The organism is Pseudomonas sp. 8O (assembly GCF_902506495.1).
Taxonomy (GTDB): Bacteria; Pseudomonadota; Gammaproteobacteria; order Pseudomonadales; family Pseudomonadaceae; genus Aquipseudomonas; species Aquipseudomonas chaetocerotis.
Genome location: NZ_LR733264.1, coordinates 248,157 through 270,118 on the forward strand (window position 1 = coordinate 248,157; position 21,962 = coordinate 270,118).

The 21,962-nt window shown below is 62.9% G+C and carries 24 protein-coding genes and 1 pseudogene; 10 read left to right on the plus strand and 15 right to left on the minus strand.

Features of this window, described 5'->3' with window-relative positions; genetic code table 11:
- Together GV002_RS03970 and GV002_RS03975 are read right to left on the minus strand one after the other, a co-directional pair.
- A complete protein-coding gene (locus tag GV002_RS03970; protein WP_160018871.1) occupies positions 1-735 on the minus strand; it encodes a substrate-binding periplasmic protein in 735 nt (244 codons plus the stop codon).
- Positions 736-829: 94 nt separating this feature from the next.
- Positions 830-1,921: an endonuclease/exonuclease/phosphatase family protein gene (locus GV002_RS03975; RefSeq protein WP_160017148.1), complete on the minus strand. Its 1,092-nt coding sequence runs from the start codon at positions 1,919-1,921 to the stop codon at positions 830-832.
- A 90-nt stretch (positions 1,922-2,011) separates the two neighbouring features.
- Here GV002_RS03975 and GV002_RS03980 point away from each other — a divergent pair, with 90 nt between their 5' ends.
- From GV002_RS03980 to GV002_RS03990, 3 genes are read left to right on the plus strand one after another with little or no spacing between them, the layout of a single operon-like run.
- Positions 2,012-2,251 carry a CDGSH iron-sulfur domain-containing protein gene (locus GV002_RS03980; protein WP_160017149.1) on the plus strand — a complete coding sequence of 80 codons (240 nt, stop codon included), beginning with the start codon at positions 2,012-2,014 and terminating at the stop codon, positions 2,249-2,251.
- Positions 2,252-2,283: 32 nt separating this feature from the next.
- Entirely contained in the window at positions 2,284-3,129 is an 846-nt protein-coding gene (locus GV002_RS03985; RefSeq protein WP_160017150.1) for an SDR family oxidoreductase, read from the plus strand.
- On the plus strand, positions 3,129-3,872 hold the full coding sequence (locus tag GV002_RS03990) for a substrate-binding periplasmic protein (protein ID WP_160017151.1): 744 nt from the start codon (positions 3,129-3,131) through the stop codon (positions 3,870-3,872). The genes GV002_RS03985 and GV002_RS03990 overlap by 1 nt, the downstream gene beginning before the upstream one ends.
- 9 nt (positions 3,873-3,881) lie before the next feature.
- On the opposite strand, the gene GV002_RS03995 is transcribed toward GV002_RS03990, so the two are convergent.
- The 3 genes from GV002_RS03995 to GV002_RS04005 all read right to left on the minus strand — a co-directional run bounded on the left by GV002_RS03995 (position 3,882) and on the right by GV002_RS04005 (position 5,730).
- A complete protein-coding gene (locus GV002_RS03995; protein ID WP_160017152.1) occupies positions 3,882-4,319 on the minus strand; it encodes a VOC family protein in 438 nt (145 codons plus the stop codon).
- A 193-nt stretch (positions 4,320-4,512) separates the two neighbouring features.
- Positions 4,513-5,181: a hypothetical protein gene (locus GV002_RS04000; RefSeq protein WP_160017153.1), complete on the minus strand. Its 669-nt coding sequence runs from the start codon at positions 5,179-5,181 to the stop codon at positions 4,513-4,515.
- Positions 5,182-5,244: 63 nt separating this feature from the next.
- A complete protein-coding gene (locus GV002_RS04005; RefSeq protein ID WP_178094596.1) occupies positions 5,245-5,730 on the minus strand; it encodes a YbaK/EbsC family protein in 486 nt (161 codons plus the stop codon).
- A 101-nt stretch (positions 5,731-5,831) separates the two neighbouring features.
- On the opposite strand from GV002_RS04005, the gene GV002_RS04010 reads away from it, so the two are divergent.
- The 3 genes from GV002_RS04010 (at position 5,832) to GV002_RS04020 (ending at position 8,787) form a co-directional block, all read left to right on the plus strand.
- Positions 5,832-6,311, plus strand: a complete 480-nt coding sequence (locus tag GV002_RS04010) for an NYN domain-containing protein (RefSeq protein ID WP_075749683.1) — start codon at positions 5,832-5,834, stop codon at positions 6,309-6,311.
- Between the two features lie 378 nt (positions 6,312-6,689).
- A complete protein-coding gene (locus GV002_RS04015; RefSeq protein ID WP_160017155.1) occupies positions 6,690-7,289 on the plus strand; it encodes a PolC-type DNA polymerase III in 600 nt (199 codons plus the stop codon).
- Between the two features lie 154 nt (positions 7,290-7,443).
- The gene (locus GV002_RS04020) at positions 7,444-8,787 is read left to right on the plus strand and encodes a DEAD/DEAH box helicase (RefSeq protein WP_160017156.1); all 1,344 of its coding nucleotides are present in this window, start codon (positions 7,444-7,446) and stop codon (positions 8,785-8,787) included.
- 79 nt (positions 8,788-8,866) lie between these two features.
- On the opposite strand, the gene GV002_RS04025 is transcribed toward GV002_RS04020, so the two are convergent.
- From GV002_RS04025 to GV002_RS04040, 4 genes are all read right to left on the minus strand, one after another.
- A complete protein-coding gene (locus GV002_RS04025) occupies positions 8,867-9,229 on the minus strand; it encodes a VOC family protein (RefSeq protein ID WP_160017157.1) in 363 nt (120 codons plus the stop codon).
- 89 nt (positions 9,230-9,318) lie between these two features.
- Positions 9,319-9,756: a PAS domain-containing protein gene (locus GV002_RS04030; protein ID WP_160017158.1), complete on the minus strand. Its 438-nt coding sequence runs from the start codon at positions 9,754-9,756 to the stop codon at positions 9,319-9,321.
- Between the two features lie 4 nt (positions 9,757-9,760).
- Positions 9,761-10,762 carry a response regulator gene (locus GV002_RS04035; protein ID WP_160017159.1) on the minus strand — a complete coding sequence of 334 codons (1,002 nt, stop codon included), beginning with the start codon at positions 10,760-10,762 and terminating at the stop codon, positions 9,761-9,763.
- 166 nt (positions 10,763-10,928) lie between these two features.
- Positions 10,929-12,164: a TIGR03862 family flavoprotein gene (locus tag GV002_RS04040; RefSeq protein ID WP_160017160.1), complete on the minus strand. Its 1,236-nt coding sequence runs from the start codon at positions 12,162-12,164 to the stop codon at positions 10,929-10,931.
- Between the two features lie 273 nt (positions 12,165-12,437).
- Here GV002_RS04040 and GV002_RS04045 point away from each other — a divergent pair, with 273 nt between their 5' ends.
- On the plus strand, positions 12,438-13,571 hold the full coding sequence (locus tag GV002_RS04045) for an aminotransferase class V-fold PLP-dependent enzyme (protein ID WP_160017161.1): 1,134 nt from the start codon (positions 12,438-12,440) through the stop codon (positions 13,569-13,571).
- 15 nt (positions 13,572-13,586) lie between these two features.
- Here GV002_RS04045 and GV002_RS04050 read toward each other — a convergent pair whose 3' ends face one another.
- The 4 genes from GV002_RS04050 to GV002_RS04065 all read right to left on the minus strand — a co-directional run bounded on the left by GV002_RS04050 (position 13,587) and on the right by GV002_RS04065 (position 17,368).
- Positions 13,587-14,411: a class I SAM-dependent methyltransferase gene (locus tag GV002_RS04050; protein WP_160017162.1), complete on the minus strand. Its 825-nt coding sequence runs from the start codon at positions 14,409-14,411 to the stop codon at positions 13,587-13,589.
- 60 nt (positions 14,412-14,471) lie between these two features.
- A complete protein-coding gene (locus GV002_RS04055; RefSeq protein ID WP_160018872.1) occupies positions 14,472-15,392 on the minus strand; it encodes a histone deacetylase in 921 nt (306 codons plus the stop codon).
- 267 nt (positions 15,393-15,659) lie between these two features.
- On the minus strand, positions 15,660-16,742 hold the full coding sequence (locus GV002_RS04060) for an L-dopachrome tautomerase-related protein (RefSeq protein WP_160017163.1): 1,083 nt from the start codon (positions 16,740-16,742) through the stop codon (positions 15,660-15,662).
- A 125-nt stretch (positions 16,743-16,867) separates the two neighbouring features.
- Complete coding sequence (locus GV002_RS04065) at positions 16,868-17,368, minus strand: lactoylglutathione lyase family protein (protein WP_160017164.1); 501 nt, start codon at positions 17,366-17,368, stop codon at positions 16,868-16,870.
- A 97-nt stretch (positions 17,369-17,465) separates the two neighbouring features.
- Here GV002_RS04065 and GV002_RS04070 point away from each other — a divergent pair, with 97 nt between their 5' ends.
- Positions 17,466-18,341 carry a LysR family transcriptional regulator gene (locus tag GV002_RS04070; RefSeq protein WP_160017165.1) on the plus strand — a complete coding sequence of 292 codons (876 nt, stop codon included), beginning with the start codon at positions 17,466-17,468 and terminating at the stop codon, positions 18,339-18,341.
- A gap of 8 nt (positions 18,342-18,349) precedes the next feature.
- Here GV002_RS04070 and GV002_RS04075 read toward each other — a convergent pair.
- A pseudogene (locus tag GV002_RS04075) lies at positions 18,350-18,745 on the minus strand (transposase); the annotation flags it as partial.
- Positions 18,746-18,809: 64 nt separating this feature from the next.
- Positions 18,810-19,427 (minus strand): PAQR family membrane homeostasis protein TrhA, encoded by a 618-nt coding sequence (locus GV002_RS04080; protein ID WP_160017166.1) that lies wholly within the window; start codon positions 19,425-19,427, stop codon positions 18,810-18,812.
- 272 nt (positions 19,428-19,699) lie between these two features.
- Here GV002_RS04080 and GV002_RS04085 point away from each other — a divergent pair, with 272 nt between their 5' ends.
- Together GV002_RS04085 and GV002_RS04090 are read left to right on the plus strand one after the other, a co-directional pair.
- The gene (locus tag GV002_RS04085; protein ID WP_160017167.1) at positions 19,700-20,260 is read left to right on the plus strand and encodes a GNAT family N-acetyltransferase; all 561 of its coding nucleotides are present in this window, start codon (positions 19,700-19,702) and stop codon (positions 20,258-20,260) included.
- Positions 20,257-21,846 carry a SagB/ThcOx family dehydrogenase gene (locus tag GV002_RS04090; protein ID WP_160017168.1) on the plus strand — a complete coding sequence of 530 codons (1,590 nt, stop codon included), beginning with the start codon at positions 20,257-20,259 and terminating at the stop codon, positions 21,844-21,846. The genes GV002_RS04085 and GV002_RS04090 overlap by 4 nt, the downstream gene beginning before the upstream one ends.
- Positions 21,847-21,962 lie beyond the last annotated feature (116 nt).

Genomic DNA, 21,962 nt, shown 5'->3' on the forward strand with positions numbered 1-21,962 from the left:
TCAATTCAGCCACAGATCCTCGCCGGCATCCTGCAATTGCTGATACACCCGATCCAGGTTCTCGCGCAGGCGCTCGGCATCAGGCGCTCGTCGTGAATAGATCAGCCGCAGCGGCAGACGCTGTACCTCGACGAAGGGCAGTTCGCCCATGCCCAGTGTGCGTTTGGCCTGTTCGACGGGGGCCTGATAGTCCAGCAGGTAGTCGCCGCGTCGGCGCGCCAGCATTTCCAGGGCTGAGGTGTGGTTAGCGGTACGGTGATGAGTGATATTGCGCGCCGGATCTTCCAGCCATTGATTGACGTCCTGCCAGTAGCTGTAGCCGGTGATCAGGATCACCCCGCGATCCTGCAGATCATCCGGAATGCGCGGTGCAGGTGTGTCGTGGCGAAAATACAGGTTGAGGGTGATCTCCCCCAGCAGATGCTTGCCTTCGAGGGTGTGCTCTACCAGCTCCGGCTTGCCTGAGGCGCCGGCCCAGATATGTATGCTGCCGTCGAGCAGGCCGCTGTAGAGGCGGGCACCGGGGTAGGCGCGAAAGTCTGCCTGGTATCCCGCCTCGTCGAGCAGGCGTGCGGTCAGCTCCAGGCCTGAACCACTGGGCTGGCCTTGGGCGTCGGTATAGGAAAAGGGTGGAAACTCGTAGTAACCCACGTGAACGCGTTGCTTTGACTCGGCAGCATGAGCGGCGTGCAGCCATAGCAGGACGATGAATATCAGGCAGAAGCGTCTTGGCATCCGGGTATTGCGGCTCTTGGCCGTCATTTGTTGTTATCGAGTGGTGCCCCACGAGCATGGACAAGTCGCGGTGGACTTGTCCAGTTCTGCACGTTTATTCCTGACTTGGCAGGAAAAAGCGACCGATCACCGGCAAATGGTCGGAAATGGTCAGGGTATCGCGCTGGCGAACCTGGCTGGCGAAGGGCGTCAGGCGCGGGCTGTAGAACAGGTAGTCGAGAGTGCGATCCGGGCCGCTGGCGGCGGGATCATTGGGGTAATGGGTGTACCACCTGGCCTGATCCTCGCCGCTGGCCTGTTGCAGGCTGGGGATCATCGGGTAGCGCTGGGCCAGGTCCTGCAGTTCGCTGTCGGCTGCGTACCAGCTACGTTGATCCTCCGGCAGATGCTGGAACTGGCCGGGCGGCAGCAGGTTGAGGTCGCCGCCCAGCACCCAGGTCTTGTCGCTGTTTTGCAGCTGCTGGAGCAGGCCGTCGGTCATCTCCACCTGGCGCTGCATGGTGTCCGCGCCCTGGGCGAAGGCATCGAAATGGGTATTGATCGCGACCAGTTCGTCGCCGCCACGAATCGGCAGGTAGCTGACCAGCAGGGCGCGCTTGAGCTGGAACTGACGGCTCAGCAGGTCGCTTTCCAGCATGGGCAGTTGCAGGCGTTCGGCGCGGGCGATCTGGAAGCGGCTGAGGGTGCCGAGCTTCATGCCGACGCTGCCGAGGATGCGCGGGTGCGGGACGAAGCCGGCCTTCCAGTAGAAGGCCTGGGTGCTGCAGGGGTAAAGGTCGCTCAGGCGCGCCTGCAGCAGGGCCAGCTGATCCTGGTAGTCGCTGGCCCTGGCGTTGTCGTGCAACTCCTGCAGCAGCACGACATCCGGTTGTTCGTCGCGCAGCACGCGTACCACTTCATCCAGGGTGACAGCCAGATCGGCGCTGCTCGGGCGCTCATCCGGGCCATCGCCGCCGGGTAGGTCGTACCAGAACACATGGCCTTTGCCGGCCAGGTACTGCACGTTCCAGGTCATCACCTTGAGTGCCTGACCGGGTTGCAGCTGGGCGACTTGGCCAGTGCATGACACGGCTGCCTCCTCACGGGGGAGCGGGCGCCAGGTCAGGCTGTAGACCAGCGCAATCAGCACCGCGAGTAATGACAACACAATGAGCAGGAGCAGACGAAGCGGGCGGGGCAGGGACATGGCGAAACGGGCGGCTATGCTGGAAGGAGGCGAGGATACCTGACTGCGGCCTGTCGGCCCAGGCATGCGCGATCCTGCCGGGAGGTTGCGATGAACCAGCCGCTGATCGCCCAGCGTGGCCCCTACGCGGTGGATGTGGAGGCCGGGCGGGATTATTTCTGGTGCCGTTGCGGGCACAGCGCCAGCCAGCCATTCTGCGATGGCAGCCACAAGGGCAGCGGGCTGACGCCACAGAAGTACCATGCCGAGCGCGCCGAACGGGTATTTTTCTGTGGCTGCAAGCACACGGCCACGCCCCCCTGTTGCGATGGCAGCCATAACAGGTTGTAGTGTCGGCGAGGCCAGGGCAGCGGGAGCAACGCATGTATCGCAAGGTATTCGCCAACAAGGTGTTCGACCGCAAGGTCGTACTCATCACGGGAGGTTGTGCCGGCATCGGTCGCGCCCTGGCGATGCGCCTGGCCCAGGCTGGTGCGCGGCTGGTGATTCTCGATCTGCAGCAGGCGTCGCTGGACAGCCTGGTGCAGCACCTGGCCGATCATCACAACGCCGAGGCTCTGGGCCTGCTCTGCGACGTCGCTGACGCCGAGGCGGTGCAGCGCGCGGTGGCGCTGGCGGTGGAGCGTTTCGGCGGCATCGATGTGCTGGTCAACAATGCCGGCATCACTCATCGCAGCACCTTCGCCGAGACCAGTCTGGAGGTCTTCCAGCGGGTCATGGCGGTCAACTATTTCGGTGCGCTCTACTGCACCCAGGCGGCGCTGCCCAGCCTGATTGCTCGGGGCGGGCAGATCATCGTGCTCAGCTCGCTATCGGGCATCGCGCCGTTGCTCTATCGCAGCGCTTACAACGCCAGCAAGCACGCGCTGCACGGCTTGTTCGAGACACTGCGCTTTGAGCTCAAGGGCTCGGGTGTGAACGTGATGCTGGTGTGCCCTGGCTTTACCGCGACAGATCTGCGCAAGAATGCCCTGGTCGGTGACGGCTCGGTGGCCGCCCAGCCACCCTTGGCGATGGGCAAGGTGGCTTCGCCGCAGGATGTCGCCGAGGCCATCTACCATGGGGCGCTCAAGCGTCGGCGTCTGTTGGTGTTGTCCAACGTCGATTGGCGTGCCCGGGTGCTGGCGCGCTTCTTCCCGAGGCTGTTCGAGCGGGTGCTGCTACCGCGGCTTTCCGGGTTGCGACCACAGCGTTCGGGGCGCAATTGATGCGCCTCTGGCTGCTCGCACTGCTGGTCCTGGCGCCTCTGTGCCGTGCTGGCGAAGGCGAACCCTTGCGGGTGATCACTGACCTCTGGCCGCCCTTTCGCATGGAAGACGAGAACGGTCAGTTGCAGGGGCTGGATATCGATCTGCTGGCCGAACTGTCACGGCGCACCGGGCTGCGCTTCGACGTGGAGCGGGCGCCCTGGGCGAGAGGGCTGGCTGCGCTGGAGCAGGGCAAGGCTGACCTGATGACCGGGCTGGCCAGGACGGCGGAGCGTGAGCGTTATATCCAGTATCTGGATGCGCCGTACTACGCGTGCTCGCCGCGTTTCTACGCCAATCCGGTGCTGGCCACGCGCCTGGACGACTACGAGAAGCTCCGCGGGCTGCGCATCGGCTATGTGCTGGAGTCGGTATACTTCCAGCCGTTCGATGGCGATCAGGCGTTGAACAAGGTCGGTGTCAGTAACGAGAGCCAGTTGCTGCAGATGCTCGTGCGCGGCCGTATCGACGTGCTGGTGGGCACCGACTGCCAGGTCGACTACGCTTTGCTGACCCCCGAACTGGGCGGTCGCATCGTCAAGGCTGCCTACCGTCCCGAGGCGCGCACCGATCTCTACATCGGTTTTTCCCGTCAGCGCCTGGAGCGTCTGCCGCAACTTGCGGCTGCGCTGGAGACCCTGCTACGCGAGGGTTGGGTAGCGCGAGCGGCTCGGCGTTACCAAGTGGTGGTGGCGCATCAATAGCAGGCCCGGTCAGCCATGATCGTGTGGCTCGACGTATAGCTCGTACATCAGCTCCATATCCCAGTAAGCCGCCTCGATCTTGTGGCCGTCGAGGTCTCTGACGAAACAACCGTAGTAGGGCTCGCCGTAGTCCGGGCGCGGGCCTGGCTGGCCTTCGTCCGTGCCGCCGGCTGCCAGCGCCGCCTCGTGAAAGGCATGTACCGAGGCCTTGTCCGGGGCGACGAAGCCGAAGTGGCTGCCGTTGCCGAGCGTCGCCGGCTGACCATTGATTGGCGTCTGCACCCAGAACTCCGGGTACTCGCGGCCGAAGGCCACTGCCCCGGGATGGCGCATGATTTCCCGGCAACCGAGAGTGGCCAGCACCTTGGCGTAGAAGGCGCTGGCGGCGTCGAAGTCGTTGGTGCCGATGGACACGTGGGACAGGATGCTGGGATTCGTTTCGCTCATGGCGCTCTCCTTACACTGGCCAAAGCTGCAAGCCTAGCAGGTCGTTGAAAAACGTAGGCGAGGCAGCCATTGCAAGGCAAAAATAGGCGAAAAAGCGGAGTTTACGAGCTGTAAATGAGCATTTTGACTGGGCTCGCACGCGAGCCTGTTTTTAACGCAGCAATGGCAACGCAGGTAGTTTTTCAACAGCCTGCTAGTCACTGTTCTCGCTATTCGCCGCCTGCTGCGGTTCGAGCAACATGAAAAGGCGAAATAGCACCACGATGGCGAACAGTTGCAGGAAGCCGTTGCCGGTCTGATGCAGCACCCATAGCAGGGTGTCGCTCTGACTCGGTTGCGTCCACCAGTCGAGCAGCCACAACGGCACCAGCACGTTGGCCAGGCAGGCGAACACCGGCCAGAAGCGCCCTTCGGTCAGCGTGAAGCTGGCCTGCAACGCGCGTAGCGGCGGCTCCTGGCGCAGTACCAGAATCAGTTCGGAGAAGGCCAGGCGCATCATGATCCAGATGCCCGGCACGATGAACAGCGACAGGCCGAGCATGATTGCCAGGGTGCTCAATCCGGTCATCAGGGCGAAGGCTGGCCACAGTTGCAGGCCGGCCGCGAACAGCGGCGCGTTGGCGGGCGTCTGGCCGATGCTGCGCGCATGCAGGAAGAGAATCAGCGGCGCGGCATACAGCGGGTAGAAGAGAATGCCGAGCAGCACGCCATAGGCCGGGTTGGCACCTTCGCCGAGCTGGGCGGCGAGGATCGTCTGGGCGATGGCTTCGAGCAGCAACAGCGGCAGGGTCAGGCGGGCAATGGCCAGCAGGTTGTGGCTGGAGAAAAACCAGGCGTCGCGCAGGACGGACAGAGGCTTCATCGGCAGGTTACCAAGTGTGTGGGCGTGGGCGCTGTAGCCGTTCGCCGGGGCAGTCGAATGAGTTCAAGGGTACTCCAGCTGCGCGTTGGGCAGTGCGGCGAGCAGACGCGGTAGTTCGTTACCAGGCACTTCCAGGGTCAGCTCGGGCGGGCCGGGTGAATACAGCAAAAAGTCGCAGGCCAGCACCGCACGGTCGATCAGCAGGGTGATGCTGGCGTCATGTCCGAACGGACAGGCGCACATCGGCACGCAGCCGGTGCGCTCGATCAGTTCCTCGTCGCTGGCGATGCGCGGGCGACTGCCGAGCAGCGCTTTGAGCCTGGCCCAGTCGGCGCGGGCGCCTTCGACGCTGATCAGCATTGCGTATCTCTGCGGCCCCAGGCGCAGGAACAGGCTCTTGCTCTCCACGCCGCGCAGCCCAAAACGCTGGCGCACGGCGTGTGCGGTGGGGTAATCCAGCACTGGCTCGTGTTCGACCAGTCGATGAGCGATATCCAGGCGTTGCAGCAGTTCGAGATTGCGCTGGCAAAGCAGTTGTAGAGGCGTCATGGCGGCAAGGATAGGGTCTGCGCCGCGCCTGGGCCAGCCCCGGCCGCATCCGCGGCCCAGCTCTGGCATACTGGCGGCTTCGTTGCCCCCGAGGACTCCCGGTGAAGAAGATCGCCGTATTCGCCGATGTGCAGAACCTCTACTACACGGTTCGCCAGGTCTATGGCTGCCACTTCGACTACAGCGTGCTGTGGGCCGAGGTCAGTCGCCGTGGTGTGATCGTCGAAGCGTACGCCTACGCCATCGACCGTGGCGACGCCAAGCAGCAGCAGTTCCAGCAGATCCTGCGCAAGCTCGGCTTCACCGTGAAGCTCAAACCCTATATCCAGCGCAGCGACGGCTCGGCCAAGGGCGATTGGGACGTCGGCATCACCATCGACGTGCTCGATGCCGTCGAGCGCGTCGACGAGATCGTTCTGGCCTCTGGCGATGGCGATTTCGACTTGCTGCTCGAGCGCGTGCGCAGCCGTGGCGTCGAGGCCATCGCCTATGGCGCGCCCGGGCTGACGGCGCAGTCGCTGATCCGTGCCGCCAGCTTGTACGTGCCCATCGAGGGTGAATTGTTGCTGCGTAATCACTGAGAACTTGTAAGAACCTGTTCACGATCTGCTGCGCGTCGGCCCTACTGCGTTAAAAACAGGCTCGGAAAGCCGCTTGCGGCTAACGCACTTCAGTGCGACCCCAAAGGGGCGAGCGAAGCGAGTAATGCTCATTTACAGCTCGTAAAGTCGAGCGCGACTCCGACCGTTCCTCGCCTTTTTTTGCGGGGCCGCCATCGGTGTTGTATGGCTCTAGCTCGCGAGATTGTGAACAGGTTCTAAGTCTACTGCGCTCGGCATCCCGCGCTTCGGCTGTGCTCGCAATGCTCATGTATTTCAATACACTCCGCTTGCTGCGCGCAGGCGAAACGCGACCTGCCATCGCTCGCGACGACTTCTTCACCAGTTCTGAGGTTTTACGTGGAATCCATCGCCGTCATCGACTTCGAAACCACCGGCGTGTCGCCGAGCCAGGCGCGCGCCACCGAGATCGGCGTGGCGATCATCGAGGACGGGCGCATCGTCGACCGCTACCAGAGCCTGATGAATAGCGGCGCCTGGGTGCCGCCATTCATCGAGCAGCTCACCGGTATCAGCAACGCCATGCTGCGCAACGCGCCGCCATCGGATCAGGTGATGAACGAGGTGGCCAACTTCATCGGGGAAAGGCCGCTGCTGGCGCATAACGCGTCCTTCGACCAGAAGTTCTGGGACGCCGAACTGGCGCGTGTGCGCCGTCGTCGTGCGCAGCCCTTCGCCTGCTCGCTGCTGCTATCGCGGCGCCTGTTGCCCGAGGCACCTAGCCACAAGCTGGGCAACATCAACGCTTGGGCCGGCTTGCCGGATACCGGCCGTGCTCACCGCGCCCTGGCCGATGCCGAGATGGCAGCGAACCTGACGTTGCATCTGTTCGGCCTGCTGCGTGAGCGCCATGGCCGGCACCAGGCCGACCATGCGTTTCTCTGCCAATTGCAGAATCTTTCGGCGGCCAAGGTACGGGCGCTGCTGGCCGCGGCGTAGCCTGGATTACATTCGGGCCACGCAGTACGCCGCTTCTTGTGTAGGAGCCCGCTTGCGGGCGATCCGCTGCCAATCGCCCGCAAGCGGGCTCCTACAAGCGGGTTGGCACGGGTAAACTACTCGCCAGTTCTTCTACTTCCTGCGGTTACCCTTCATGACCTTCGCCTCCCTCGGTTTGATCGAGCCGTTGCTGCATACCCTTGCTGATCTCGACTACCAGACGCCGACCCCGGTGCAGACTCAGGCCATCCCAGCCGTACTCAAGGGCCGTGATCTGATGGCCGCGGCGCAGACTGGCACCGGCAAAACCGCTGGTTTCGCCCTGCCGCTGCTGCAGCGTCTGACCCTGGAAGGCCCACAGGTCGCCAGCAACTCCGTGCGCGCGCTGGTGCTGACGCCGACTCGCGAACTGGCCGAACAGGTGCTGCAGAGTTTTTTGAGCTACGGCCAGCACCTGCCGCTGAGCAGCTATGCAGTTTACGGCGGGGTCAGCATCAACCCGCAGATGATGAAGCTGCGCAAGGGTGTCGACGTGCTGGTGGCCACACCGGGGCGGCTGCTCGACCTGTATCGGCAGAACGCGGTGAAGTTCTCCCAGTTGCAGACCCTGGTGCTGGATGAGGCCGACCGCATGCTCGACCTGGGTTTTGCCCGCGAGCTGGATGAGCTGTTCAGCGCACTGCCGAAAAAGCGCCAGACCTTGCTGTTCTCCGCCACCTTCTCCGATGCCATCCGGCAGATGGCCGGCGAGTTGCTGCGCGACCCGTTGTCAGTGGAAGTAAGCCCACGCAACGCCGCCGCCAAGAGCGTCAAACAGTGGTTGATTCCGGTGGACAAGAAGCGCAAGAGCGAGCTGTTCCTGCACCTGCTGCAGGAAAACCGCTGGGGCCAGGTGCTGGTGTTCGCCAAGACCCGCAAGGGCGTCGATCAGCTCGAACAGGAACTGCTGGCCATGGGCGTGTCTGCTGATTCGATTCACGGCGACAAGCCGCAGCCGAGCCGCCTGCGAGCACTGGAACGCTTCAAGGCCGGCGAGGTGCAGATTCTGGTGGCCACCGACGTGGCCGCGCGTGGCCTGGACATCGACGACCTGCCGCTGGTGGTCAACCTCGACCTGCCGATCAATGCCGAAGACTACGTACACCGCATTGGCCGCACGGGGCGTGCTGGCGCTACGGGGGAGGCGATTTCCCTGGTCTGCGCCGACGAGGTGGATCAGCTGGCGGCGATCGAGAACCTGACCCAGCAATTGATCAAGCGCGTCGACGAGCCGGACTTCATTCCCGATCACCGCGTACCGCAGACGGCGGTCGGTGGCCAGGTGCTGAAGAAACCGAAGAAGCCCAAGCAGAAGCTGATCCCAGGTGCGGCCAAGCCTGCCGGCAAGGGCAATATTCACCTCGGCCGCTGGTTCGAGGAAGAGGACGCCAAGCCCAAGGCCAAGGCGGTGCGCAAGGTGCCGAGCTTCGGCAGCAAGCCCAAGGGCGGCAAGAAATAGGGGGGCTTGCCATGTGGGAGGGGCTTTAGCCGCGACAGTGCGTAGGGCGGACAACGCGAAGCTTGTCCGCCAATGAGGCTCAGGTGTTCTGGCCGATGCGCCACAGCACGCCGCTGGGATCGAAAACGATGAACTCGCGCATGCTCCAGGGCTGATCCTGCGGCGCGACCAGCCGCGTGTCGAACCGCTCATCCAGGCGGGCTGCCTGAATTTGCGCCCACCAGGCATCGACTTCTTCCACCAGCAGGTGCATGACGAAGTTCTCCGCCTGTTCCTTCACGTAGAAGTTCTGCAGCAGGAAGGCGCAGTGCTCGCCGTGGCTGAAGTAGGCCAGCTGTTCGTCCGCCCAGCCGAGCTTGAAGCCCATCGTCTGGTAGAAGTCCTTGCTCAGTTCGAAGTCCCGTGCCGGGACGAAGGTTTTCAGTTCAAGGCTGCGCAGCATGTAAATCCCTTTTTCGTCAGAGCCGTAGCCCGGATGCAATCCGGGAGCACCTGGCACCGGCCCCGGATTGCATCCGGGCTACGGCGGTTTCATCGAGCCGGTTGCGCTCGTGCCGCCACGGCTGCAGCGGTCATGTCGTAGATCACCAGGCACACATGCTCTACCGGCTGGCCGGCCAGCGGCAACAGTGTGACGTTCTGGTACATGAAATCGGCCTGGCCGGTGATCGGCTGGTAACTCTTGAAACGCATCAGGTACGGGCGTTGCTGCCACAGGCTGAAAGCGCGGGTGCCCAATTGCACCACGCTTTCCACCTTGCGCTCCAGCCAGGGGCGGTCGATGTCGGGGAACAGCTCGAACAGCGAGCGCCCCTGAACCTGGTCCGGCCCCAGCCCGGAGTGGTTCTCCATGAAGGCATTCCACACTTCGACGCGGTATTGGCGGTCGAGCACCACCACGCCGACGTCGATGCATTGCACGATGTCGAGCAGCCAGTGAACTTCCTTGATATCGATCTGTGCGGGCATCGCCTCAGTCCATCAGGTAGCCGATCTTGTCGGTCAGGCGTTTGATCGAATCTTCGGTGAACAACAACAGCAGGTCGAAGTGGATGGCATGGCCTTCCAGGCTGTAGCTGATCTCCACGGCCAGGGTCTTGCGCCAGCGCTGGCGGTTGACCTGGATCAGTTGGTCGAGACTGGCATGCTGGCCAAGCAACTGCGGGTGGCCCTGGGAGAAGCGTAAGTCGAGTTGCTCGGCGACGCCGGCCAGGCAGGCGCCGATCAGGATGCTGGCCAGGTCCAGCAGCATTTCCGAGGTTTGCGCTTCGTTCTCCGGCTGCCAGCCGAGCAGGCGCGCCATGTCGTCCACTTCCGAGTCATGGAACAGCAGCAGCGCCTCGCCGGCGATGGCCTCGCCGATGAAGCCCTGGCAGATGGCGCTGAAGCGCTCGCCGCGTTGCGCGTCGAGCAGGGTCATGTGCAGTTCGCTGACTTCGAAGATGTTCACCTGCGGCACCGGCAATTGCACGAACACACCCAGTACCTTGGCCAGTAGCGCGGCGGCGCGGCCCATGGCGACGTTGCTGACTTCGCGCAGGGCATCGCGGAAGCTGACCTTGAGTTCCGACAGCGCAGCGGCCTGGGCCTGCGCCGCTGGTGTGGCCTGCGGGTCGAACAGCTTCAGGTCGATCAGTGTCTGGCGCAGGATCTCGGGGTCGGCGGGTTTCTTGATGAAGGCCAGGGCGCCCAGTTCACGTACGCGGCGTACGGCTTCTTCCTGCACGTCGCCGGACACCACGATGACCTGGCTGCTGAGCCCTTCAGCGCGCAGTGCGGCCAGGGTCTGGTAGCCATCGAGCACCGGCATGGTCAGGTCGAGCAGCATGACCTGGCCCAACCCCTGGCGGATCGATGCCAGCGCCTCTTCGCCGTTGCTGGCCTGGCTGAGGGAAACCGACCACTCAGCCGGCAGCGCGCGGATCAATTGCTTGCGCGCCATGTTGGAGTCGTCACAGACCAGCAGCGGGATCACGTTGGGGGATTACCTGTGTGGGAAGCGCCAATTCTGAGCATAGACGCAGCCCGTAAGGCGTCACGACGGCTTCAGCGCTTTTTCAGCGCGCGATGTATTTAGCGTTGTGATCGTTTTCGTAGGAGCCCGCTTGCGGGCGATTGATGGATCGCCCGCAAGCGGGCTCCTACGGTTTCAACCAGGCCAGCAGACCTTGCGCCGCCACCCGCCCGCTGGCGAAGCAGGCGGTCAGCAGGTAGCCGCCGGTGGGCGCTTCCCAGTCGAGCATCTCGCCGGCGCAGAACACGCCGGGCAGGGTCTTGAGCATCAGGCCTGCGTCCAGCTCCGCGAAGGGCACGCCGCCGGCGCTGCTGATTGCCTCGTCCAGCGGTCGGGTGCGCACCAGGGTGATTGGTAGCGCCTTGATCCACGCTGCCAGTGCGGCTGGATCGGCGAAGGTTTCAGCGGGTGCAAGCTCGCGCAGCAGGGCGGCCTTCACCCCATCGAGGCCGGCCTGGCGATGCAGATGCTTGGCCATCGAGTGTTTGCCGCGTGGTTTGGCCAGCGCCTGTTGCAGCCTGGCCAGCGGCATCTGCGGCAACAAGTCGAGGTGAATCACGGCCAGGCCATCGGCCTCGATGGCACGACGGATATCGGCGGAAAAGGCGTACACCAGGCTGCCTTCGATACCGCCTGCAGTCAGCACGAACTCGCCGATGCGAGGCGCCTGGTCGGGCAGGCCAAGGGCTACGTTCTTCAGCGGCGCACCGGCGAATTTCTCCCTGAGGTGATCGCTCCAGCCGGCGACCTCGAAACCGCAGTTGCTTGGCTTCAGCGCTGCCACCTCGACGCCGCGAGCTTGCAGCAGGGACACCCAGGCGCCATCGGAGCCCAGCCGCGCCCAGCTGCCGCCGCCCAGTGCCAGCAGGCAGGCATCGGCGGCCAGTGCGCGCTCACCATCCGGGCCAGCGATACGCAGGCTGCCATCGGCGTTCCATCCCAGCCAGCGGCTGCGCGTGTGGATGACTACACCCAGTTCGCGCAGGCGGCGCAGCCAGGCGCGTAGCAGCGGCGCGGCCTTCATGTCGCTAGGGAATACGCGGCCGGAGGTGCCGACGAAGGTGTCTATGCCCAGACCATGAATCCAGGTGCGCAGGGCATCGGCGTCGAACTCGCGCAGCAGCGCCGCGACGTCGGCCTGACGCTCGCCATAACGACCAATGAAGGCGTCCCTGGGCTCGGAGTGGGTGATGTTCATGCCGCCGACGCCGGCCAGCAGGAATTTACGCCCCACCGAGGGCATGGCATCGAACAACTCCACGCGCACGCCGCCCTGTGCCAGCACTTCGGCAGCCATCAGCCCGGCAGGGCCACCGCCGATGATGGCGACGTGATGAGCGGTGGGCAGGGTGGCTGTGGTCATGGCGGCAGGATGGTCAGGGAACGGCTGCGCATTCTACCAGGCAGTTGAAAAACGTAGGCGAGGCAGGCAAGACAAGGCAAAAACAGCCGAAAAAGCGCAGTTTACGTGCTGTAAATGAGCATTTTGACTGGGCTCGCACGCGAGGCTGTTTTTAACGCAGTATTGCCAACGCAGGTAGTTTTTCAGCAGCCTGGTACCCGAGTGCTCCCCGGCCTTGTCATTTGCTCAGGCTTAGGGCAGGTTCTGGTCGAACCTTTTCGGCTGGAGCCCGTTATGTCCCAGATCTGCCCCGACATCGATCCCGATGGCCTGATCGAATATTCGGTGGTCTACACCGACCGCTCGCTGAACCATATGTCGCAGTCGTTCCAGGGCGTGATGCGCGATATCTCCGCCACCCTGAAACAGGTCTACAACGCCCATGCCGTGGCGGTGGTACCGGGCAGCGGCACCTATGGCATGGAAGCGGTGGCGCGGCAGTTGGCGACCGCTCAGAAGTGCCTGGTGATCCGCAACGGCTGGTTCAGCTACCGCTGGACGCAGATCTTCGAGATGGGCCGGATTCCCGCCGAGGCGCGGGTGCTCAAGGCGCGCCCGGTCGCTGACGGCCATCAGGCCGCCTTCGCCCCGGCGCCGCTGGACGAAGTGCTGGCTACCATCGCCACCGAGAAGCCGCAGGTGGTGTTCGCCCCGCATGTGGAAACCTCCTCGGGCATGATCCTGCCGGACGACTACCTGCGCGCGGTGAGCGACGCGGTGCACGCCGTCGGCGGCCTGTTCGTGCTCGATTGCATTGCCTCCGGCACCCTCTGGGTGGACATGCAGGCCTGTGGCATCGACGTGCTGATCAGCGCCCCGCAGAAAGGCTGGAGCGCCTCGCCTTGCTGCGCCCTGGTGATGATGAGTGAAGCGGCTCAGGCGCGTGTCGAATCGACCCAGAGCACCAGCTTCGCCTGCGACCTGAAGAAGTGGCTGCAGATCATGCAGGCCTACGAGCAGGGCGGTCATGCCTACCACGCCACCATGCCCAGCGACGCCCTGGCGCGTTTCCGCGATGCCATGCTCGAGGCCAAGACCCTCGGTTTCGACCGCGTACGTCAGCAACAGCAGGAACTCGGTGACCGGGTGCGCGCACTGCTGGCGGCGCGTGGCTTCAACAGCGTCGCGGCCAAGGGCTTCGAAGCGCCAGGGGTGGTGGTCTGCTACACCGACGACGCGCAGATCAAGACCGGCGCCAAGTTCGCCGCCATCGGCCTGCAGATCGCCGCCGGGGTACCGCTGCAATGCGACGAACCGGCGGACTTTCAGACCTTCCGCCTCGGCCTGTTCGGGCTGGACAAACTCGGCAACATCGACCGCACCGTGGCCACTCTGGAGCAGGCGTTGGATAAAGTGCTGGCCGGCTGACCTGGGCTGGGTTTGTCAGCGAATCCTCACGGCCTGCAGCGTGTAGCTCAGTGGCAGGCGCTCGGGCCGGGTGCGCAGACGCCATTCGCCGTCTGCGCCCAACTGCATCTGCCCGGGCAGGGCTTCCCAGGGCAGGCAGTCGTGTTCTTCCAGCGCGGTGAGCGTCATGCCGTGACGCAGCAGGGCCGAGATGATCTCACCCAGGCCGTGATTCCATTCGTGGGTAACGCTGGTTGTGAGCGTCGCTTCGGTCTGCACGTAGGTTTGCTCGTCATCCCAGACCAGCGGCTCGCGGTGTTCGAAGTACGGATGGGCGATGCGCAATTGATCCTCGCACGTCTCGTCCAAGCTCAGCAGAACGGGATGCGCCTCACGCAGAAAGAGGCGCCCACCGGGCTTGAGCAACGCTGCAACATTGCGCGCCCAATCATCGATGCGCGGCAACCAGTTGAGGGCGCCGATGCTCGTGTAGACCAGGTCGTATCGCCGCTCGCCGAGCGCCTGTGCCGCATCGTAGACCGAGGCCTCGACGAAGTGGATGCGCTGCAGGCAGGCGTCAGCCAGGCGGCGGGCCTGCTCCAGCGAGGCGCAGGAGAAGTCCAGGCCGGTAAGCCGCGCGCCCAGGCGGGCCAGTGACAGGGTATCGGTGCCGATATGGCATTGCAGATGGAGCGCTTCCAGCCCTTGGATATCTCCGAGGCGAGGCAGATCGAAGCGCACGACATCGGACAGGTGTTCGGCCGACTCGATGAATTTCTGCACCTGATAGTCGGGCGAGGCCGCGTGCAGTGCGGCGCGTTCGTTCCAGTTGGCCTTGTTCAGCTCGAATGAGTCATCCATGACGCTGTTTCCATATAGGGATAAAACACGATTATGCCGAGGTGTCGTCAGGTGTGCTCGTCAACCCAACCCACGCGCCGCCCACACCTTCGCCGCGCTGTGGTGCAGGATGCCGTGGCGGCGGGCGAGTGCGACGTGGTCCTTCGAGTAGCCGCCGCCGATCACCCCCAGCACCGGAATGTCGCGGCCCAGGCAGTGCTGCAGCACGGCTTCGTCACGAGCCGCCAGGCCTGCGTCAGTAAGTTGCAGGTAGCCCAGGGCATCGTCCTTGTGCACGTCGACGCCGGCATCGTAGAGCACCAGGTCCGGTTGGTAGATCGGCAGCAGGTAATTGAGTATGTCGTCCACCACCTTCAGGTAGTCCTGGTCGCCCATGCCGCGCGGCAGGGGGATGTCCCAGTCGCTCTGCGCCTTGCGTGCCGGGAAGTTCTGCTCGCAATGCAGCGACACGGTAACGGCATCCGGCTCGTCTTCCAGCAGCCGCGCGGTGCCGTCGCCCTGATGAACGTCGCAATCGAAGATCAGTACCCGGTGCACGCGGCCAGCTTCGAGGAGGTAGCGGGCGATCACCGCCAGGTCGTTGAAGATGCAGAAGCCTGACGGAAAGTCGTAGTGCGCGTGGTGCGTGCCGCCAGCCAGGTGGCAGGCCAGGCCGTGACGCAGCGCCAATTCGGCGGTCAGCAGCGAACCGCCCACGGCGCGCACGGTACGTCGTGCCAGGGCATCGCTCCAGGGCAGGCCGAGGCGGCGCTGGTCCTCGTATGACAGCTCGCCGGCCATGTAACGGGCGATGTAGTCGGGGCAGTGAACCAGGGCGAGAACCTCCGCCGGGCACAATTCGGGGCGTTGCAACTCGGCATCGGTGGTCAGGCCAGTGTCGACCAGGTGATCGCGCAGCAGACGGAATTTCTCCATGGGGAAACGATGCCCGGCCGGAAAGGGCGGGCTGTAGTCCTCGTGGTAGACCAGCGGTAGCGGCATAGAGTAAGCGCTCATCGAATCGACGCCATATGGTCGCAGCCAATCGAGGCAATCTCCATGCCTCTGATCGAAACCTTCTTCGAGCGAAAGTTGACTTTCTGCACTGACGTCCACTCGCCCACAGCACCGGAGAGGGCCGGTGCTGTGGGAATGGCCTGGTGGGCAATGCCCCTGGTGTTGTAAACGGCGACCGAACCGATAGGCACAGTAGTAGGTACGGTGATCTCCGTCAGGGCACGGATGATGCAGGCAGTGGTACGAGCTGCCTTATTCTCCCGGCCATACGCGCATCACGCGATAAGGCGGTTTGCCGCTGTCGGTGCCACCGGTGAAGGCCGGGGTTTTGTATAGCTGATTGACCGAGATATACAGCCAGCCGTCGTGACCGACATGTACGCTGTCCGGCCAGTCCAGTCGGGCGTCGCGTACCAGCGGCTTGAGCGTGCCATCGGTATCGAGCAGGTCGATGCCGTTGTCGTTGAGATTGGTGAAAAAATGCCGGCCCTTGGCGTCGGTGCCGGCGCCGTCGGAAACGGGCTTGGCACCGACTCGCTGGATGGCAGCCGCGATTTGCTCGTCGCTGGCGCCGTCACGCAGCAGCTTGCTGGGCAACGAGTACCAGCTTTTGCCGCTCATTGCACCGAAGTACAGGGTGGCATGGTCGGCCGACAGGGTGATCGGATTGACCGCCACGTTGGCAGGTTTGCCCTGGAACTGAATCGGCACGCCGCCGATGACCATTCTGGCGTCGGGCTCTGCTTGCAGCGCGGCATGGCCGCTGAAGCGCCGCGTCTTGCCGCTGCTGATTTCCACGGCGATCAGGCCGGGGTTGGCAATGTCCGCCAGGTAGATCCAGCCAGCGTTGTCGTCGACGGCCAGATCCTGGATGAAGCTGCCTTTGGGCGCGATATCGGCAGGCAGCTCAATGCGATACAGCTCATCGCCAGTCGCCACATCGAAGCCCCACAGACGTGTTTTGCCCAGGTTCAGGCCCATGTCGGTTATCCACAGGCGGTTCTTGCCATCGATGGCGATACCCAGCGGCGTATCGATCTGCGCATCGTTGGCAGCGGCGGTGCCGCGTTGCACCGTGCTGGTGGGCCAGGGTTTGTAGCTGTCGCGGCCAGTGATCTCGATCAGTTGAGCGGCTGCGGGCGCCCCCAGGGGATGGACCGTGGCAAACACCCGGTTGTCCGCGCTGGGGGCGACGTTGCCGGGGCGGATCGGTAGTTCGGCGATCACTTCCAGGTCGCCGACCTTGGCTGCAAGGGCCGAGTTGAAGAACGGTATGGAAAGAGCCAGCAGGGTAGCGCTGGCTGCCCGGCGGATGGGGCGAGAAAGAGACGTCATGACAGGTTTCCTGTTGTGCGCTGGGAAAGGCGAATGCGCTACACAAGCGTTATTCGCCGTTGCGGCGTAGTGAGCGGCACTGGACATGATGCGGCCCAGGCTCTGTGGGCCTGGGCCGCTAGCCGTTACTTGTAAGCACCAGCCGAGTAAATCAGCTCGTAGCTGTGACTATAGATTTCCAGAATGTTGCCAAAGGGATCTTCCATATAGACCATGCGGTATGGCTTCTCACCAGGAAAATACTCGCGTACGGGCATGCGCTGCTTGCCACCAGCGGCAACTATCTTGGCGGCAAGTCCTTCAACGTCTGGATCTTGAACGCAGAAGTGGAAGATACCGCTCTTCCAGTATTCGAAGTTGTTTTGCGGCCTTTCGGCATTGCGAAACTCAAATATCTCTACGCCGATTCGATCACCTGTTGACAGGTGCGCAATACGGAACGCCCCCCAGCCGGCACCAAATACATCAGTACACATGATTCCAATAGCTGAATCGTCCTCAGTAATCGTGGTCGGAGGCATGATCAGGTACCAGCCCATGACTTCAGTGTAGAACTTCACGGCGGCATCTAAATCAGTGACCGACAGGCCGAGATGAGAAAAGCTACGCGGGTAGACAAGTGACATAACCTGTACCTCTTAATCGTTGGTGATGTGGCTAGTCTAGGAAGGCAGTCCCATAATGAAAACAATCATAAGATTATTGTCTTGATAAGAGATTGTTATGCTAAGTCCGCAATGGCTACGCACCTTCGCCGCCCTGATCGAACAGGGCAGTTTTACACGCTGCGCTGAGCACCTCGACCTGACCCAGGCTGCTGTGAGTCAACATGTACAGAAGCTTGAGGAAAAGCTTGGCCCATTGCTGATACGCCGGCCTCGTCAGCTCGAACTAACTCCTGCTGGGCGAGCGTTATTGAGCTACTGCGAGGAAATCAACGCAGCCGATCAGCGCCTGCACAAGCGCCTATCCGAGCATGATGACAAGCACGGAGAGATCGGTTTGATCTGTCCCGGCAGCATCGGACTGGCCCTTTACCCCATTCTGTTGAATTTGCAGCAGGCGAATCCCGGTCTGATCATTCGACAACGTTTTGCCCCGGATAGAGAGGTGCTCGAAGCAGTGCTGGATAATCGCTTCGAGTTGGGCCTGGTCACGCTCAAGCCTGACGACCCGCGTCTTTGCATGAGTCGCTTCACCGAGGAGCCGCTGGAGCTGATCGCACCCGCCTCAGAGCGAGTCGAAGGTTGGGAGGATCTGAGACGCATAGGCTTCATCGATCACCCAGATGGCCGCGCCATGGGTAGTCGTCTGCTCAGTCGTTACTACCCTGACGAATCAGGTATCGGCAGTCTTCCCTGTCGTGGCTTTACCAACCAGATTGGTCTGATTCTTGAGCCTGTTGCACGAGGGTTGGGCTTTACGGTGTTACCGCGCTATGCACGTTTGGCGTTTCAACGCCCAGAAAGTATCCAGGTCATCGAGGGGCCACGGTTAGTAGAGGACACTCTATGGCTAATACATCGCGCCGAATGGCCACTATCTACTCGGGCAGAGCTGGTCGTTCAAATACTGAGGGCGCAGATTAAAGGTCTGTGACCGCGGAACTACTCCTGGCAAGCAGGTTTCCCGTTGGACGGTAGACGTTCAGGCAATGAACTGACCTTCTGCGTTGGCAGCTTCGACAGTGCGCCTTTGAGATAGGTATTGGGATCATGCCCATTCATCCGCGCCGACTGGATCAGGCTGATGATCGCCGCCGCGCGTTTACCGCTGCGCAGCGAGCCGGCAAACAACCAGTTCGAGCGTCCAAGAGCTTATGGTCGAATCTGGTTCTCGATTTGGTTGTTGTCGATGGGTACCGCTCCATCTTCCAGGTAGCGCGTCAGCGCTACCCAGCGTTTGAGGCTGTAATCCAGGGCTATGGCCGTTGCTGATCCGTTGGGCACAAGATCACGCTGGGCAAGCATCCAGTCATGTAGCGCTTTGAGGATCGATGAAGCCTTGTCAGCAAAGATGAAAAAGACTGGCCCTGTTGAACGTCTTTCAATCGGCGCACGAAAGTCGTCACAGCACGTAGAACAGAATCGCCACGAAGTGCAGCAGGCTGCCGGCCATGACGAACAGGTGCCAGATGCCATGCCAATGGCGAAAGCGACTGTCGTAAGCGAAGAAAATGATGCCCACGGTGTAGAGCACGCCACCCGCCGCCAGCCATTTGAAACCTGTCATACCCAGGGCAGCGATCAAGGGTTTTACCGCCACCAGCACGATCCAGCCCATCACCGCGTAGATGATCAACGACAGCACGCGTGCTTCGGAGCGGGGTTTGATTTCCTGCAGCATGCCGATCAGCGCAAGGCTCCATACGATGCCGAACAAGCTCCAGCCCCAGGGACCACGTAGGGTTACCAGACAGAAAGGGGTGTAACTGCCGGCAATAAGCAGGTAGATCGACAGGTGATCGAGTTTTTGCATCACCCGTTTCGCCGGGCCGCGCATGCTGTGGTAGAGGGTGGAGATGCTGTACAGCAATATCAGGGTGACGCCATAGATGGCCACCGCGACGATCTTCCAGAGATCGCCCGTGGAGCTGGCCAGTGCCAGCAGCCATACCGCACCGATGGCTGCAAGCACAGCGCCGATCAGGTGGCTCCAGGCGTTGAATTTTTCTCCGTGGTACATGCTATCTGCCGTCTTCCGTTACGCCTGGCTTTGCCAGACCTTTTCTGCGCGGGTTTTCGTATGACAGCTCGCCAGCCATGTAGCAAGCCCCGTAGTTGGAGGGCGAGGACCTCCGCTGGAGACCGTTCGGGACGATGCAGTTAAGCATCGGTGGTCCGGCCGCTGTCGACCAGATGCTCGTGCAGCATGCGGGAAAGGCGGGCTGTAAGCGGCTTACAATAAGTGCACATCGAGTCGACGCTATATGGTCGCAGCCAATCGAGACAATCGCCATGCCCCTGATCGAAACCTCCACTGAGCGCCTGCTGCTGCGCACCTGGCGCGACAGTGATCTGTCGGCGCTGGTCGCACTCAATGCCGATGCCGAGGTGATGCGTCATTTTCCCGCGCCTATGGATGCCGAGCAGAGTGCACAACTGCTGGCGCGCATCCGTGCGCATTTCGATGAGCACGGCTTTGGCTTCTGGGCTTTGGAGCGGCGTGACACTGGCGAACTGATCGGCGTCACCGGCCTGGCACAGGTCGGCTTCGATGCGCCGTTCGTACCGGCTGTGGAAATCGGCTGGCGCCTGGCGCGGGCGCACTGGCGTCAGGGCTATGCCCGCGAGGCGGCGCGTGCTGCCCTGGCCGTGGCCTTCGAGCGGCTTGGGTTGGACGAGGTACTGAGCTTCACCGTGCCGGCGAATCTGCCGTCACAGGCGGTGATGCGCAGCATCGGTATGCAGCGCGACGAGAGCGGCGATTTTCTCCATCCGCGCGTGCCGTCCGGTCACCCCTTGCAACCGCACGTGCTCTATCGCATAAGCCGCGAGCGGTGGGAGGCGCAGCGATGACGGACGTGCTCGCCTATCACCAGCTCAGCAAACACGCCCCCGAGCGCTTCGCACCGGGGCCGGGGCAACTGGACTGGGCGAACCAGCCAGCGCCCTTTCGCCGTTACGAGGGGGCTCGGCTGATCGAGCTGTACCACCGCCCGCTGGAGGAAGGGCCGGCTTATGACTCAGCTTTCGCTGGACCGCATAGGCCGCCCGCGCCGCTGGGTCGCACCAGCGTCTCGCAACTGCTGTACGACAGCCTGGCCATTTCCGCCTGGAAGGAGGCCGGCGGCAGCCGCTGGGCGCTGCGGGTAAACCCGTCGTCTGGCAACCTGCACCCGACCGAGGCCTACCTGTTGCTGCCGCCGGGAGTCGTGGATGAGACTGGTGTGCTGGCACATTACGCGCCGGATCTGCATGCGCTGGAGGTGCGCTGCGACCTGCCTGCGCCGCTCGGCCAGCAGCTTGCCAACAGCCTGCCGCCGGGTGGTTTTCTTCTTGGCCTGAGTAGCATTGCCTGGCGCGAAGCCTGGAAGTACGGCGAGCGCGCCTACCGCTACTGTCAGCACGATCTCGGCCATGCCCTGGCTGCGCTGGCCATCGCCGCCAGCGTGCAAGGCTGGCAGGTGCGTATGCTGCATGGCGTGGCCGAAGTGCGTCTGGACGGCCTGCTGGGGCTGGATGATGAGGGCTTTCATGAGGCCGAACACGGCGACTGTCTGCTGTGGATCGGCCCGGTGCAGACGATGGAGTTTGCGCTGCCCGAGCCCCTGCTGACCGGGCTGGCGCAGCTTGAGCGGGCCGGTGTGCCCAATCGTCTGTCACGCGACTATCGCCACTGGCCCGAGCTGCAGCGCATACATGGGCTATGCCGTGCACCGGCACGTCCTCGCGCCGCCTGGAGCGTAGATGTTGCTGGTGTTCGCAATGACAACCCCGGCCTGCCCTTGAGGCCCATCCTGCATCGCCGGCGCAGTGCGCAGAGCATGGACGGCCGCAGCGGTATTCAGGCTGCACTGCTGCTGGCCTGGCTGCGCCGCCTGATGCCGGTGCAATCGCCGGTGCCGTTCGCCGTCACCGGTGAGCCGAGCGAGATCGACCTGCTGCTGTTCGTTCATCGTGTGCAGGGCCTGGCGCCCGGTCTGTACTGGCTGGATCGCACGGGCAGCGGCGTGCAGTCGCTGCGCGAGGACTATCTGTGGCAGCGGGTGGACGACGAACTGCCGCTGTACCGTCTGCTCGAAGGCGATGCCCGTGGTCTGGCGGGCTTTCTCAGTTGCGGTCAGGACATTGCCGCCGACGGTTGTGTGGCCCTGGCCATGCTGGCGCGGGTGGAGAGCACTGTTGCCAATGGCAATTGGCGTTATCCCCGGCTCTACTGGGAATGTGGCCAGATCGGCCAGTTGCTCTACCTGGAAGCTGAGGCGGCGGGGCTCTCCGGAACGGGAATCGGCTGCTATTTCGACGACGCTTTGCGGGAATTGCTCGAAGATGCCGACAGCGGTTGGCAAAGTCTTTACCATTTCACCCTTGGCCGCGCTGTATGGGATGAACGCCTGACGTCCCTGCCGGCCTATTCCCAACCGCGATTACCAGACCGTTGAAAAAACGTAGGCGAGGCAGGCAAGACAAGGCAAAAACGGCCGAAAAAGCGCAGTTTAGTATACTAAATGAGCATTTTGAGGGCGTTTTTAACGCAGTATTGCCAACGCAGATAGTT

What these genes read in the sequence shown, in the direction of transcription:
- GV002_RS04020 (WP_160017156.1), top strand. Translation starts at nt 7,444, where the DNA reads ATGACCTTCGCCTCCCTCGGTTTGATCGAGCCGTTGCTGCATACCCTT.
- GV002_RS04030 (WP_160017158.1), bottom strand. Translation starts at nt 9,756, where the DNA reads ATGCCCGCACAGATCGATATCAAGGAAGTTCACTGGCTGCTCGACATC.
- GV002_RS03980 (WP_160017149.1), top strand. Translation starts at nt 2,012, where the DNA reads ATGAACCAGCCGCTGATCGCCCAGCGTGGCCCCTACGCGGTGGATGTG.
- GV002_RS04060 (WP_160017163.1), bottom strand. Translation starts at nt 16,742, where the DNA reads ATGACGTCTCTTTCTCGCCCCATCCGCCGGGCAGCCAGCGCTACCCTG.
- GV002_RS04080 (WP_160017166.1), bottom strand. Translation starts at nt 19,427, where the DNA reads ATGTACCACGGAGAAAAATTCAACGCCTGGAGCCACCTGATCGGCGCT.
- GV002_RS04085 (WP_160017167.1), top strand. Translation starts at nt 19,700, where the DNA reads ATGCCCCTGATCGAAACCTCCACTGAGCGCCTGCTGCTGCGCACCTGG.
- GV002_RS04050 (WP_160017162.1), bottom strand. Translation starts at nt 14,411, where the DNA reads ATGGATGACTCATTCGAGCTGAACAAGGCCAACTGGAACGAACGCGCC.
- GV002_RS04065 (WP_160017164.1), bottom strand. Translation starts at nt 17,368, where the DNA reads ATGTCACTTGTCTACCCGCGTAGCTTTTCTCATCTCGGCCTGTCGGTC.
- GV002_RS03985 (WP_160017150.1), top strand. Translation starts at nt 2,284, where the DNA reads ATGTATCGCAAGGTATTCGCCAACAAGGTGTTCGACCGCAAGGTCGTA.
- GV002_RS03990 (WP_160017151.1), top strand. Translation starts at nt 3,129, where the DNA reads ATGCGCCTCTGGCTGCTCGCACTGCTGGTCCTGGCGCCTCTGTGCCGT.
- GV002_RS04040 (WP_160017160.1), bottom strand. Translation starts at nt 12,164, where the DNA reads ATGACCACAGCCACCCTGCCCACCGCTCATCACGTCGCCATCATCGGC.
- GV002_RS04055 (WP_160018872.1), bottom strand. Translation starts at nt 15,392, where the DNA reads ATGCCGCTACCGCTGGTCTACCACGAGGACTACAGCCCGCCCTTTCCG.
- GV002_RS04090 (WP_160017168.1), top strand. Translation starts at nt 20,257, where the DNA reads ATGACGGACGTGCTCGCCTATCACCAGCTCAGCAAACACGCCCCCGAG.
- GV002_RS04045 (WP_160017161.1), top strand. Translation starts at nt 12,438, where the DNA reads ATGTCCCAGATCTGCCCCGACATCGATCCCGATGGCCTGATCGAATAT.
- GV002_RS04025 (WP_160017157.1), bottom strand. Translation starts at nt 9,229, where the DNA reads ATGCTGCGCAGCCTTGAACTGAAAACCTTCGTCCCGGCACGGGACTTC.
- GV002_RS03970 (WP_160018871.1), bottom strand. Translation starts at nt 735, where the DNA reads ATGCCAAGACGCTTCTGCCTGATATTCATCGTCCTGCTATGGCTGCAC.
- GV002_RS03995 (WP_160017152.1), bottom strand. Translation starts at nt 4,319, where the DNA reads ATGAGCGAAACGAATCCCAGCATCCTGTCCCACGTGTCCATCGGCACC.
- GV002_RS04070 (WP_160017165.1), top strand. Translation starts at nt 17,466, where the DNA reads ATGCTAAGTCCGCAATGGCTACGCACCTTCGCCGCCCTGATCGAACAG.
- GV002_RS03975 (WP_160017148.1), bottom strand. Translation starts at nt 1,921, where the DNA reads ATGTCCCTGCCCCGCCCGCTTCGTCTGCTCCTGCTCATTGTGTTGTCA.
- GV002_RS04000 (WP_160017153.1), bottom strand. Translation starts at nt 5,181, where the DNA reads ATGAAGCCTCTGTCCGTCCTGCGCGACGCCTGGTTTTTCTCCAGCCAC.
- GV002_RS04005 (WP_178094596.1), bottom strand. Translation starts at nt 5,730, where the DNA reads ATGACGCCTCTACAACTGCTTTGCCAGCGCAATCTCGAACTGCTGCAA.